This is a genomic window from Pseudarthrobacter sp. O4, assembly GCF_050157025.1.
In the GTDB taxonomy this organism is placed as follows: Bacteria; Actinomycetota; Actinomycetes; order Actinomycetales; family Micrococcaceae; genus Arthrobacter.
In genome coordinates this window covers 1,274,524-1,287,606 of record NZ_CP189591.1, presented here as the reverse complement: position 1 = coordinate 1,287,606, position 13,083 = coordinate 1,274,524, and the positions used below count along the sequence as shown (strand labels likewise).

At 68.0% G+C, this 13,083-nt stretch carries 7 protein-coding genes, 2 tRNA genes and 1 pseudogene; 7 read left to right on the top strand and 3 right to left on the bottom strand.

Annotated features, from left to right (window positions below; translation table 11 throughout):
• Window positions 1-529: 529 nt before the first annotated feature.
• A pseudogene (locus ACQCSU_RS05805) lies at window positions 530-1,481 on the bottom strand (macrolide 2'-phosphotransferase); the annotation flags it as partial.
• Between the two features lie 202 nt (window positions 1,482-1,683).
• Between ACQCSU_RS05805 and nudC the strand changes: the two are divergent.
• The 3 genes from nudC to ACQCSU_RS05790 all read left to right on the top strand — a co-directional run bounded on the left by nudC (window position 1,684) and on the right by ACQCSU_RS05790 (window position 5,740).
• On the top strand, window positions 1,684-2,781 hold the full coding sequence (gene nudC / locus ACQCSU_RS05800; protein WP_426978775.1) for an NAD(+) diphosphatase: 1,098 nt from the start codon (window positions 1,684-1,686) through the stop codon (window positions 2,779-2,781).
• 179 nt (window positions 2,782-2,960) lie between these two features.
• A complete protein-coding gene (locus ACQCSU_RS05795) occupies window positions 2,961-5,051 on the top strand; it encodes an ATP-dependent DNA helicase UvrD2 (RefSeq protein WP_426979727.1) in 2,091 nt (696 codons plus the stop codon).
• A complete protein-coding gene (locus tag ACQCSU_RS05790) occupies window positions 5,051-5,740 on the top strand; it encodes a M48 family metallopeptidase (RefSeq protein ID WP_426978773.1) in 690 nt (229 codons plus the stop codon). The genes ACQCSU_RS05795 and ACQCSU_RS05790 overlap by 1 nt, the downstream gene beginning before the upstream one ends.
• A 135-nt stretch (window positions 5,741-5,875) precedes the next feature.
• Here ACQCSU_RS05790 and ACQCSU_RS05785 read toward each other — a convergent pair whose 3' ends face one another.
• On the bottom strand, window positions 5,876-7,321 hold the full coding sequence (locus tag ACQCSU_RS05785) for a zinc-dependent metalloprotease (protein ID WP_426978772.1): 1,446 nt from the start codon (window positions 7,319-7,321) through the stop codon (window positions 5,876-5,878).
• Between the two features lie 249 nt (window positions 7,322-7,570).
• On the opposite strand from ACQCSU_RS05785, the gene ACQCSU_RS05780 reads away from it, so the two are divergent.
• The 4 genes from ACQCSU_RS05780 to ACQCSU_RS05765 all read left to right on the top strand — a co-directional run bounded on the left by ACQCSU_RS05780 (window position 7,571) and on the right by ACQCSU_RS05765 (window position 12,409).
• A complete protein-coding gene (locus tag ACQCSU_RS05780) occupies window positions 7,571-8,719 on the top strand; it encodes a YlbL family protein (protein ID WP_426978770.1) in 1,149 nt (382 codons plus the stop codon).
• A 163-nt stretch (window positions 8,720-8,882) separates the two neighbouring features.
• Complete coding sequence (locus tag ACQCSU_RS05775; protein ID WP_426978768.1) at window positions 8,883-11,879, top strand: UPF0182 family protein; 2,997 nt, start codon at window positions 8,883-8,885, stop codon at window positions 11,877-11,879.
• A 223-nt stretch (window positions 11,880-12,102) separates the two neighbouring features.
• Window positions 12,103-12,176, top strand: a tRNA-Met gene (locus tag ACQCSU_RS05770).
• A 159-nt stretch (window positions 12,177-12,335) separates the two neighbouring features.
• Window positions 12,336-12,409 (top strand) — tRNA-Met (locus ACQCSU_RS05765).
• Window positions 12,410-12,686: 277 nt separating this feature from the next.
• On the opposite strand, the gene ACQCSU_RS05760 is transcribed toward ACQCSU_RS05765, so the two are convergent.
• Window positions 12,687-12,989 carry a deoxyribodipyrimidine photo-lyase gene (locus ACQCSU_RS05760; RefSeq protein WP_426978767.1) on the bottom strand — a complete coding sequence of 101 codons (303 nt, stop codon included), beginning with the start codon at window positions 12,987-12,989 and terminating at the stop codon, window positions 12,687-12,689.
• Between the last annotated feature and the right edge of the window lie 94 nt (window positions 12,990-13,083).

Here is a 13,083-nt window from a genome sequence, read left to right as displayed (position 1 = left end):
GTGTCGCCGGCTGCAGCGACCACGGCCGCCTGCGGGGACTCGACCCCGCCAGATGCCGTCCCGGGGGAGTCGGCGCCGGCCAGGCCCTTCGGAGCCCCATCCTGAGCCCCGTCGCCCGCATCGTTGGTCTGGCCTTCGGCCTGGCCCGCTTCAGTGGCCGTCAGGTCAGGGTCGTCGTCGCTGGCGGCCTCGTCTTCGTGGGCCGTCTCGTCTTCGTCGGCCGTCTCGCCGTTAGCGTCGGCAGGCTCCTCGCTGGTGCCGGCAGGCTCCACCTTGATCCCTGCCGCCGCTTCGCCGCCGCTGTTCCCGTCCTCGTCGTTGTTGATCTCGTCGTTGTTGATCTCGTCAAGAGGGATCGGTGTCACCTGGACGGCAGGCATCGCACTGCCCGTCGGAACAGCAGCCAGGCCGGACACCGAATCCGGGGCGAGCAGCGTCACCTTGCTCACGGCCGGCCCCGGAATGCTCTGCGGCCCCGGAATGCGCTCCGGCTCCTTATCCGCCGGCTGGCCGGGGCCGGGCGGGGCTGCCGGCTGGGGCAACGGCTCCACGCTGATCGGCTGTCCGCCGTGTTCCGCGACGTCGTCGGCCAGCGACATGAGCATCGAATCAGCCTCGTCAATCATGTCCTGGTTCCCGGCGGAGAGTCCCTTGACGAGGTACTGGGCCAGGGCAAATTCCGCGGACAGCGCCGCGCGGCGGAGCAGGTGGGCATCGGGCGCGTCCCGCCGGCTGGAGGTGTAGTGCTCCAGCACCGCATCCACAAAGTCCTGCTCGTTCGAGGCCACCAGCCAGGCCATATCGTCGGCAGGGTCGCCGATGCGCAAGTCCGTCCAGCCCGTCACTGCGGTCACTCGCTCGCCGTCGACCAGCAGATTGTCCTCGTGCAGATCGCCATGGACGACGCAGGGGTTGAACCGCCACAGCGACACGTCCTCCAGCGCGTGTTCCCAACGCCGCAGCAGAAGCGGCGGGATCTTGCCCGTGGTCGCGGCCTGGTCGAGTTCGTTGAGGCGGCGCTGGCGGAACTCGTTGGGGGTGTAGCTCGGCAGATCGGCGTTGCTGACGAGGGAGTGAGGCAGATCATGGATGGCAGCCATGGCCGCCCCGATTTCCCCTGCCAGGGCCGCGGAACCCTCGCTGAGTTCCTCGACGGACCGGGTGGACCCGCCCAAATGGGAGTACACGAAGGTGCTGAGAGGGCCCTGCCGGACGGTGCCCGCCACGGTGGGCATCAGGAACGGGAGTTCGGCCCGGATCGCGGGAACAAAGGCCCGCAGCACCATGAATTCCGTTTCGAGCCGTGCACTGGCTTCGGCGTGCCGGGGGGAGCGGACGCGCCAGCGTTTGCCTTCGGAGTCCAGGAGGAGAGCCGAATCGAAGTCTGCCGGATCGTCGGGCGCAGAGCTAACGGCGGTCGGGGTCAGCCCGGGGACTGCCGCGGTTGCCACAGCTGCCAGTTCGATTGGTTTTCTTCTCACGCTTCCACGGTAGATTGAGCAGCGCCCAAGACGGCGATGCACCACGGCGAGTCTCCAGATCGGGAACAAATTCGGGAATAAAACAGCGCCCGGAATTCAGCCGGCGAACCACTCCGTGCCCGCGGTCACCGAGGGGCGTGACCGCGCCCGCAAACGCCACGGGAAAATGTCAATTGTCGGCGGGAGTCAGTACGGTGGGTACATGAGTCTTGCGGAGTCACCGGTGTCCGGAAACAAACCGTCCGGGAACCAACCGTCCGGGAGCCAACCACAGGTGGACGCGCCAACCGCGCCGGCACCGGGTATCCCCGCGAACCACTTGCAGGACACCGTCCTGCCGGTGCGACCCGCGCTGATCGACCGCGGATCCGCGGCCCGGATGAAGCCGGGAATGGTCGAAGACCTCCTCGCCGCCGGAACCGCGCGGGCCGTGGTGCTCTCCGGCCGGCAGGCCCTCATCGACGGCGACAGCCTGGTCCTCCTCGATGCGGCCGAGCTGGCGGACCACCTGCGGGACACCGTCTACGCCCCGGAGCAGCTGATCTACCTTGGCTCGGCCCTGTCCGGTTCGGATCTCGAGGCGGGCACCCAGCTGGTCCTCTTTATCCTTCCACGGCAGTTCGAGGTCCAGGCCGAGGAGTTTGAAGCGCACATCGCCGGTATCCCCGGCGGCGCGCAGTGGGCCGGTTTCCGGGACGTTGCTGCCCGGCTGAACCCGACGGACACCGCCCTCTTCATCGAAGCCAGTGCCATCGCCAACTGGCATGCCAGCCACGCCCACTGCCCGCGCTGCGGCGCCGCTACCCAGCCGGAAGCCGGCGGCTGGGTGCGCCGCTGCCCCGTGGACAGTTCCGAGCACTACCCGCGCACCGATCCCGCCATCATCGTGACGGTGGTCGGCGCCGACGGCCGCCTCCTGCTCGGCGGCGGCGGTCCCCCCGAGGCCCGGAACTACTCCACACTCGCGGGCTTCGTCGAACCCGGGGAGTCGCTGGAGCAGGCCGTGGTCCGGGAGATCGGCGAGGAGGTCGGCGTCCGGGTCACCGCGTCCCAGTACCTCGGATCCCAGCCGTGGCCCTTTCCGGCCTCGCTGATGCTCGGGTTCACCGCCATGACCCAGGACACCGAGGCCACGCCCGACGGCGTTGAGGTCACCAGGGCCCGCTGGTTCAGCCGGAGCGAACTGCAGGCCGCGGTGCTCAGTGGCGAAATCGTCATTTCCAGCAGGCTCTCCATTGCCCGGGCCCTGATCGAGCACTGGTACGGCGGCGTCATCCGGGACCGCCCGGAACCCGAATGAGGCGAACGCCCTCCGCGGGCGCGCTGCCCCGCACCGCCCGCCCTCGATCTACTAAAGAAGTGACGACAGAGAACGTGAACACCAGCACCTTCCCCGGCCTCCAGGCCGACGCCGGGAACCCCGGCGACGGCCCCGTTCCGGAACCACACGCACCGGACAACCGCTCCCTCGAGGAGCGCATCCTGGGCGGCCTCGACGCCGAGCAGCGCGAGGTGGCGAGCACCCTGCAGGGGCCGATGTGCGTACTGGCGGGAGCCGGTACCGGCAAGACCCGCGCCATCACCCACCGCATCGCCTACGGCGTGCACTCGGGCGTCTACAGCCCGCAGCGGCTCCTGGCCGTCACCTTCACCTCACGGGCCGCGGCCGAAATGCGCAGCAGGCTCCGGGACCTCGGCGTCGGAAACGTCCAGGCCCGCACCTTCCACGCCGCGGCACTGCGTCAGCTCCAGTTCTTCTGGCCGCAGGCCATCGGCGGGGCGCTGCCCAACCTGCTGGACCACAAGGCCCAGATGATCGCCGAGGCGGCCCGCCGGCTCCGGCTCAGTACCGACCGCGCGTCCATCCGTGATCTGGCCTCCGAGATCGAGTGGGCCAAGGTGTCCATGCTGACACCGGCCAACTACCTGGAAAAAGCCCAGGGCCGCGGGAATCCGGGCGGCTTCGACCTGACCGCCGTCGCCCGCGTATTCCAGTCCTATGAGGACGTCAAGACAGACCGCAACGTGATCGACTTCGAGGACGTGCTGCTGATCACCGTGGGCATCCTGCAGGAGGATCCCAAGGTGGCGGCCACCGTCCGTGAGCAGTATCGGCATTTCGTTGTCGACGAGTACCAGGACGTCTCGCCGCTGCAGCAGCGGCTGCTGGAACTGTGGCTGGGCGGCCGCGACGAGCTGTGTGTGGTCGGCGACGCCAGCCAGACGATCTACTCGTTCACCGGCGCCTCGCCGAAGCACCTGCTCGGCTTCAAGGCGATGTACCCGGAAGCCAATGTTGTCAAGCTCATCCGCGACTACCGGTCCACCCCGCAGGTGGTGAAGCTGGCCAACGATCTGCTGGCCGGCCGGCGCAGCGGCGGCCCCGCCGCGGATGCCGCCTGGGCCACGCCCCTGCAGCTCGTGGCGCAGCGCCCCGCCGGGCCCGTCCCGCAGTTCACTGAATGCTCCGACGACGAGGCCGAGGCCGCCACGGTCGCCTTCAAGGTCCGCGAGCTGCTCGACGCCGGTACCCCGGCGAGCCAGGTCGCCGTGCTGTTCCGCACCAACGGGCAGTCCGAAGCCTACGAACAGGCCCTGGCCTCGGCGGGAATCGGCTACCAGCTGCGCGGCGGGGAACGCTTCTTCGCCCGCAAGGAAGTCCGCGACGCCATCCTCCAGCTCCGGGCAGCCACCCGCGCCGTCGCCGAGACCGCCACGCCCGAGCCGCTCGGCCAGCTGGTCCGCGACATCGTCGCCTCGCTGGGCTACACGGACGCCGCACCGCACAGCGGCGGCGCCCTCCGGGAACGCTGGGAATCGCTCGCGGCCCTCGTGGCGCTCGCCGACGAGCTCGTCGTTACCCGCGGGGAGCAGTTCAGCCTCTCAGACTTCGTCAACGAGCTCCAGGAACGCTCCCTCGCCCAGCATGCCCCGACCGTCCAGGGCGTGACCCTGGCCTCGCTGCACTCCGCCAAGGGCCTCGAGTGGGATGCCGTCTTCCTCGTGGGGCTCAGCGAGGGGCTCATGCCGATCTCCTTCGCCGACAGCCCGGAGTCCGTGGACGAGGAACGCCGCCTGCTGTACGTCGGGATCACCCGCGCCCGGGAGCACCTGTTCCTGTCCTGGTCCACCGCGAGGACGCCGGGCGGACGGGCGAACCGCAAGCCCTCGCGCTTCCTGGACGGGCTGCGCCCGGACTCCGTGGCGAGCTCCTCCGTCCGTGGCAAGGGCGCGGCGCCGCGCCGGAAGGCCGCCGTTCCGGCGTCGTGCCGGGTCTGCGGGACCATGCTCTCCTCCGGTGCGGAACGCAAGGTGGGCCGCTGCAACCAGTGCCCTCCCACGTACGAGGAGCAGACCTTCGATGCGCTCCGGCAGTGGCGCAAGGACGTGGCCCTCGAGGCGGACGTCCCCGCCTTCGTGGTCTTCACCGACGCCACGCTGACCGCGATCGCCGAGGCCCGGCCGGAATCCCTCGAACAGCTGGCCAAGCTCGCCGGCATCGGCCCGTCGAAGCTGGAGAAATACGGCGAAGCCGTGCTGGCAGTGCTCGTCGAAAGCACCAGCCTCTGATGGCGGGCGATGCTGCCCGCCGGTCCGGTAACCGTGCGCCGTCACCCGCAACCCCGGCGGCTGTCCCGCTGACCACGGCCGACGGCGCCCCGGTGGAAGTGCGCCGGTCCGCCCGCCGGCGCCGGACGGTCGCCGCCTTCTGGGAGAACGGCACCGCCGTGGTCGCGATTCCGGCCTCCTTCACCCGTACCCAGGAGCGGGAGTGGGTGCACCGGATGCTCGAAAAGCTCCGGCTCCAGGGAGAGCGGGGGAACCGCGGCGCGGGCAAGCGCCGCCCCCGCAGTGATGCTGCCCTGGCCGCGCATGCCGCCGAGCTGTCCGCGAAGTACTTCGGCGGCCGCGCCGTCCCGTCCTCGGTCCGCTGGGTCAGCAACCAGAACTCACGTTGGGGATCCGCGACGCCGTCGGACGGGTCCATCCGGCTCTCGGACAAGCTCCAGGCCATGCCGCCGTGGGTCATTGACTACGTGCTGCTCCACGAACTGGCGCACCTGCTCGTCGCTGGCCACAATGCCGCGTTCTGGCGGCTGCTGGAGGCGTACCCGGAAACGCAGCGCGCCAAGGCCTTCCTGGAAGGCGTCTCTTTCGCGACCTCGCGCGGCCTGACGCCCGGCGGCGCCGATGAAACAGACGACACAAACGACACAGACGACACAGACGACACAGACGACACCGACGACGTCGATTGACGCCGGACACTGGCGGACACCGGCGAGTCCACCGACCTGACCGGCACAGCGGCGGGCATGAGAAAGCCCCGGCGGGAACCGAAGTTCCGGCCGGGGCCAGCTTCTCCACGGGCGACGGACAAACAGTCCTACATATTAGGACTTGGGGCTTGGGCCGTCTTCAGGGGATTCGCCCGGGCCGTGTTCCTGAGTCCCAGGTTCGCCGTCATCACCGTCGGCCGGTTTCTCCCCGGGCTCGTCGAAGCCGCCGCTGAGCAGTTTCTGCAGTGCGTCGTCAACCTCGGTGTCGCTCGCCTCGGCAAGCTTGCGGCGGCCGCTGAAGCCCTGCGGGTCGTCCAGGTCTTCCGCGGTGGGAAGCAGGTCGGGGTGCTGCCAGATCGCGTCGCGGCCATCGATGCCGCGTTCGTCCTTGAGCGAGGCCCACAGTGTGGCGGCTTCCCGCAGCCGGCGCGGACGCAGTTCCAGGCCCACGAGGGAGGAGAACGCATGTTCGGCCGGGCCGCCGGTGGCGCGGCGCCGCCGGACGGTCTCGCGGAGTGCCCCGGCAGAGGGCAGCAGCTTCTGGGTGGCGGCCCAGGTCAGTTCATCAACCCAGCCCTCCACGAGGGCGAGGGCCGTCTCCAGCTTCTCCAGTGCCTGATCCTGCGCGGGGGTGCGCTGGGGCATGAAGACGCCCTGGGACAGGGCCTCCTGGATGCCCTCGGGATTGCTGGGGTCCAGCTCCCGGGCGAGTTCCTCGATTTTGGACGTGTCGATGTGGATGCCGCGGGCGTACGCCTCGATCGCGCCGAGCAGGTGTCCCCGCAGCCAGGGGACCTGGACGAAGAGCCGGGCATGGGCGGCTTCGCGGACGGCGAGGAACAGCCGGATGTCGTTCTCCGGCAGGCTGAGGCCTTCGCCGAACTTTGCCACGTTGGAAGGCAGCAACGCCATTTCCAGGTCGGCCAGCGGCACACCGATGTCCGTGGAGCTGACCACTTCGGCGGACAGGGCGCCGATGGCCTGGCCCAGCTGCATGCCGAAAATCGCGCCGCCCATGTTTTGCAGCATCGACGAGGCGCCGCCCATCATAGACTTCATCTCTTCGGGCATCTGTTCGGTCATCGCGGAGGAGAGCGCGTTCGCGACGCTGTTCGCGACCGGCTCGGTCAGCCGTTTCCAGGTCCCCAGGGTCTCCTCGACCCACTCGGCGCGGGACCACGCCCGGCCGATCAGTCCGGTGGCCGGCAGCCCGGTGACCTGGTCGAGCCACAGTTCGGCGAGGCGCAGGGCCTCATCCACTTCGCGGGTCTGCTGGGCGGTGACGGAGGGGTCCGAGCCGCTCGCGGCCACCCGCCGGGCATTCTCATGCGCGAGCTGCCAGTTGACCGGGCCGTCCGAGGAGGCGCTCATCATCGCCTGGACCTGCGAGAACATCTGGGCGAGGAGGTTCGGGTCGTCGGGTAGCCCGGCGGCCTTGGCGAGTTCCGCGGGGTCGATATTCCCCATGCCCTGGCCGCCCATCAGGTTCTTCAGCATCTCTGCCAGCGGATCCTTGGGTTCCTCGTCACCATTGGACGGATTGAGTGGGTTGGAGGTCATGATCCCGCCGATCGTCGGTGTGGCTGCTTCTCCACTTCACGGTACCCCGCGGCAAGAGGGGCTGTCTGCCGAAAGTGTGCCCCGTTCGCTCTAGGCAAAGACTCCTGTCGCAGAGCCGTCCCGGCGGGTGAGCGCGTAGTGTTAGAGGCTGGAATATTTGCAGGCGGCAGCCGCGGCCGAGGCGGCGGCGGCGGCGCGCTGTTCACGGGTGCCGCAAGGTCCCGGGCGCCGGCACGGAGAGGTCCTTCATTGACGATTACCCAGGGTGAGCAGCCCGCCAGCGAACCAACGGCCGGCAACACCCGGGGCCGCAGGGCCCTCCTCAGCGGGCCGCGTCCACCCCGGAACAAGGACAAGCGGTCCTCGGCCATGCTGGTCTCAGGCCTGCTGGCGCTGGCGCTGGGCATTACTGCGGTGAGCCTGCCCGTCCCGTACGTGGTCGAATCTCCCGGACCGACGTTCAATACCCTCGGCGATGAGAACGGCAAACCCGTCATCAGCGTCACCGGGCACGAGAGCTTTCCCGCGAAGGGCAACCTGGACCTCACCACCGTCTACGTCGACGGCGGCCCGAACGGGCCCGTCAGCGTCTTCGAGGCGTTCTCCGCCTGGCTCGACGGTGCCAAGGCCGTGTACCCCGAGGAACTGATCTTCCCGCGCGGCGTGACCAAGGAGCAGTCCCAGCAGGAGAGTGCCGTCGCGATGACCACCTCGCAGGAAAACGCCGTCGCTTCGGCCCTCAAGGAACTCAACATCCCGTTCGAACAGAAACTGCAGATCGCCGGGATCCCGGAGGACTCCGCCTCAAGCGGAAACCTGCAGGAAGGCGACGTGCTGGTTTCCATCAACAACAAGCCGATCACTGCGCTGAGCGTCGTCCAGGCGGAACTGGCTGCAGGCAACGGGGCTCCGGTGACGGTCGCCGTCGACCGTGGCGGCAACAGCGTTCCGGTCACCATCACGCCGACCAAGGCCCCGACGGGTAAATTCATCCTGGGCGTGTTGCTGCAGTACAAGTTCACGTTCCCCTTCGAGGTCAAAATTTCGCTCGATAAGGTGGGCGGTCCCAGTGCGGGAATGATGTTCGCCCTCGGGATCGTCGACACGGTAACCCCCGGGGATCTGACCGGAGGCAAACACATCGCCGGAACCGGAACCATCACCCCCGACGGCGCCGTGGGACCGATCGGCGGCATCGGGCAGAAGATGCAAGGGGCCAGGTCCGGCGGGGCCACCTTGTTCCTGGCGCCCTCCGCGAACTGCGATGAGGTCCTCGGGCACATTCCGGCCGGTCTGCAGGTGGTCAAGGTGGAGAATCTGGCCGAGGCGCGGAAGGCCGTCGAGCTGGCGGCGTCGGGCACCGACACATCCGCGCTTCCCGCCTGCTCCAGCAACTAGACTGGCCGCGGAACTAAGCTCCGCCGCCACTCGTGGCACCTATGACGGCCGTCTCCGCCCTCCCCGGCGGTGCCCGCTGCCGATACAATGCAGCAACGCTCCATCACCCGCACCGACTGATAACTAAAACCAGCAACTCACGACCAGCTATGAGGTACCGAGTTTGTCCCGTCCCGCCAGCACCGTCCCGCCCGAAAGACCGCAGACTCGACGAGGCGCACTGACGCCGACGTTGATCGTCGTCGCCTTGATCGTGGTCGGGTTCATCTTCTTCGCCAATGTCTGGACGGACGTCCTGTGGTACCAGCAGCTCGGCTTCTTTGAAGTCTTCCTGACCGAGAATCTGGCGCGCATTATTCTCTTCCTGGCCGGCTTCGCCGTCATGTTCGCCGCGGTATTTTTCGCCATCCGGATCGCCTACCACGCGCGTCCCGTCTACGCCCCGGATTCGGACATCCGGGACAACCTCAACCGCTACCAGGTCCAGCTGGAACCGGTCCGCCGCGTGGTCATGATCGGGCTGCCCATCCTGTTCGGCCTGTTCGCCGGAAGCGCCGCCGCAAGCCAGTGGCAGAAGGTGCTGCTGTTCCTGAACCAGGAGCCCTTCGGCCAGAACGATCCGCTGTTCGGGCTGGACATCAGCTTCTACCTGATGACCCTGCCGTTCTTCGGCTTCGTCACCGGCTTCCTGATCAGCGTCACGATCGTCGCCGGTATCGCCGGCATCCTCACGCACTACCTCTATGGCAGCATCCGGATCATGGAGCGCGGCATCTTCACGAGCCGGGCCGCCCAGATCCACCTGGCGGTCACCGGCGCGGCCTTCCTGCTGCTGCTCGGCGTTAACTTCTGGCTGGACCGTTACTCCTCCGTGCAGAACAGCGGCGGACGCTGGGCCGGCGCCCTGTACACGGACGTCAACGCAGTCATCCCCACCAAGTCCATCCTGGCCGTGGCCGCGGTGCTCGTCGCCGTGCTCTTCATCGTCGCCGCTGTGATCGGCAAGTGGCGGCTGCCCGTGATCGGCACCGCCATGCTCGTCATCACGTCGATCCTCGCCGGCGGCGTCTACCCCTGGGTGATTCAGCAGTTCCAGGTCCGTCCCTCGGAGCAGACGCTGGAAAACGAATACATCAAGCGGAACATCAGCATGACCCGTGCCGCCTACGGCCTGGACAAGGTCCAGGAGAAGCGGTACAACGCCACCACCACCGCCACCACGGGCGCCCTGGCCCCGGACGCACAGACCACGGCCAACATCCGCCTGCTGGATCCGAACCTGATTTCGGATGCGTTCTCCCAGCTGGAGCAGTTCCGGCCGTACTACCAGTTCCCGAGTGCCCTGAACGTGGACCGCTACGAAGTCGACGGCAAGATCCAGGATACGGTGATCGCTGTCCGTGAGCTGAACCCGGAGGGCCTCGCCACCAACCAGCAGTCGTGGCTGAACCGCCACGTTGTCTACACCCACGGCTACGGTGTCGTCGCCGCCAAAGGCAACAAGTTCACCGTGGACGGCAAGCCGGACTTCCTGCAGGCCGGCATCCCCTCCACGGGTGTGCTCGGCAACGATTCGACGTACCAGCCGCGGGTCTACTTCGGCGAAAACTCGCCCGAGTACTCGATCGTCGGTGCTCCCGACGGCGCCCCGCACCGCGAACAGGACCGCCCGGCCGCCAAGGAAGGCGGCGGCGAAACGCAGTACACCTTCACCGGCAACGGCGGCCCGAACGTGGGCAGCTTCTTCAACAAGATCCTCTACGCGATCAAGTTCCAGTCCTCCGACCTCTTGCTCTCCGACGGGGTGAACGCCGAGTCGCAGATCCTCTACGACCGCAACCCGCGGGACCGCGTCGAGAAAGTCGCCCCCTACCTGACGGTTGACGGCAACGCCTACCCGGCTGTGGTCGATGGCCGCGTGAAGTGGATCGTGGACGGGTACACCACCAGCCAGTATTACCCGTACTCGCAGCAGGAGCAGCTCTCCGCCGCTACCGCCGACTCGCAGACCGCCGCGAACCGCACGGTTGCCCTGCCGAACAGCTCCGTCAACTACATCCGCAACTCGGTCAAGGCCACCGTGGATGCCTATGACGGCTCGGTGACGCTCTACGCCTGGGACGATCAGGATCCGGTACTGAAGGCCTGGCAGAACATCTTCCCGACCTCGCTGAAGCCGTTCTCGGAAATGTCCGGCGCGCTCATGAGCCACGTGCGCTACCCGGAGGACCTGTTCAAGGTCCAGCGTGAGCTGCTGGGCCGCTACCACGTCACCCAGGCGGACAGCTTCTACACCAATATTGACGCCTGGTCCGTCCCGAACGACCCCACGGTCAAGGAGGAGGTCAAGCAGCCGCCGTTCTACATGTCGCTGAAGATGCCGGACCAGGACAAGCCGGCCTTCCAGCTGACGTCCTCGTTCATTCCGCAGGTGGTCAACAACACCGCCCGCAACGTGATGTACGGCTTCCTCGCTGCGGATTCCGACGCCGGCAACCAGAAGGGCGTGAAGGCCGACAGTTACGGCCAGCTCAGGCTCCTGCAGATTCCGCCGGAAGCCCAGGTGCCTGGCCCCGGCCAGGCGCAGAACAAGTTCAACTCCGACCCCACTGTCTCGCAGGCGCTGAACCTGCTGCGCCAGGGAGCGTCGGCGGTGCTCAACGGCAACCTGCTGACGCTGCCGGTCGGTGGCGGTCTGCTCTACGTCCAGCCCGTCTACCTGAGGTCAACGGGTGAGACCTCGTACCCCACCCTGCAGCGCGTCCTGGTGGCGTTCGGCGACAAGATCGGGTTCGCCCCCACCCTGGATGAGGCGCTGAACCAGTTGTTCGGCGGGAACTCGGGGGCAACGGCCGGTGACTCGGCCAACAAGGGGCAGACTCCGGCCACTCCCGCTCCGGACGGTTCCACGCCGCCGGCCACGGGAACGGTGGACGCGAAAGCGGAGCTGAAGGCTGCCCTGGACGACGCCAACGCGGCCATCAAGGCCGGCCAGGATGCCCTCGCCAAGGGCGACTTTGCCGCCTACGGCGACCAGCAGAAGCGGCTCGCGGCGGCCTTGCAGAAGGCGCTCGACGCCGAGGGCAAGCTCGCCGCCACGCCGGCTCCGGCGCCGTCCGTCGCTCCCTCGGCCACGCCGGCGCCGACGCCGAGCAGCTGACGCCGAGGATCTGACAGCTAACGCTTGACGGCCGGGTTCGCGCTCCATCGGGGGCGCGGGCCCGGCCTTCTTTGGTTCTGCCAATGGCAGCCGGGCCAGGCGCGCGAACCTGCCGGCGCGTGCCGGCGCCAGGGATCCGGGCACCGTCCCTGGCGCGCGAGAGGCACATCACGTCGCCTCGATTTGGCCTCAAGTTCACCGGCAGGTAGAGTTGATCTTGCGACGCGGGGTGGAGCAGTTCGGTAGCTCGCTGGGCTCATAACCCAGAGGTCACAGGTTCAAATCCTGTCCCCGCAACTGAGGAGAAGGTCCGGAACGCTGGAAACAGTGCTCCGGACCCTCTGCTTTAACGCCTTGCCGTGGTTCCAGCCCCCCGCCGGATGGTGTGCCCGGAGCGTGAAGGTCCGGGTCTGTGGTCCGGGGGCCCGGCAAAGTAGGGTAGTGTTGATCAAGCGACGCGGGGTGGAGCAGTTCGGTAGCTCGCTGGGCTCATAACCCAGAGGTCACAGGTTCAAATCCTGTCCCCGCAACTGAGGAAGAAGAGAAAGGCCCGGATCTGAGATCCGGGCCTTTCTTGCGCTCCGCTCTCGCTGCCCGGTACAGCGAGGTGCCGGTCCGTCGATGAAAACCTCGAGCCTCCTATGGGCGCCAGCCTCGCGCTGGTCCAGGTCGCGGCAATCCGGCGCTCCAGTCCGGCCTTCGGGGGAGCAGTCCCCCAGCTCTCCAGCCGCTCGCCGACCGGCAGCTGCCCCGTGGTGCCCCGGGCGGGCGAGGGGAGCCGCCGGGGCGTCCGGTGGGACCCTAGGCTCAATGGTGGCCAGGCACGCCCTCCAGAACCGGGTGAAGAGCCTGTAGGGTCCTAAAGAGCCTGTAGGGTCCGCCCGCGCAGGGCGTCACCGTCCCCGGCTCGAACAGGAGGTTGGCCTGGAGGCTCACCGCGTTGATGCCGTGCTCCGCCGAGGGGCGCGCGGCGGGGGAAGCTTCGTCCAGCACGTAGACAACGGTGAGGGGGCCTTCGAGCGAGGCCGCTTCGGAGCGGGCCGGATTGTCATCCAGGTGGAGGTCATCGCGGAGCCAGACAGGGGTCGAAGACGTGGATCCCTCAGACATGAATCGACAGTACGCGCGCCGCCGCCGGCATGGCACGGCACATGGCACAGCAGAGGCCGGGCCCCCCGAGTCGTCCACAACTGCTGACGATACG

What these genes read in the sequence shown, in the direction of transcription:
- nudC (WP_426978775.1), top strand. Translation starts at nt 1,684, where the DNA reads ATGAGTCTTGCGGAGTCACCGGTGTCCGGAAACAAACCGTCCGGGAAC.
- ACQCSU_RS05790 (WP_426978773.1), top strand. Translation starts at nt 5,051, where the DNA reads ATGGCGGGCGATGCTGCCCGCCGGTCCGGTAACCGTGCGCCGTCACCC.
- ACQCSU_RS05785 (WP_426978772.1), bottom strand. Translation starts at nt 7,321, where the DNA reads ATGACCTCCAACCCACTCAATCCGTCCAATGGTGACGAGGAACCCAAG.
- ACQCSU_RS05760 (WP_426978767.1), bottom strand. Translation starts at nt 12,989, where the DNA reads ATGTCTGAGGGATCCACGTCTTCGACCCCTGTCTGGCTCCGCGATGAC.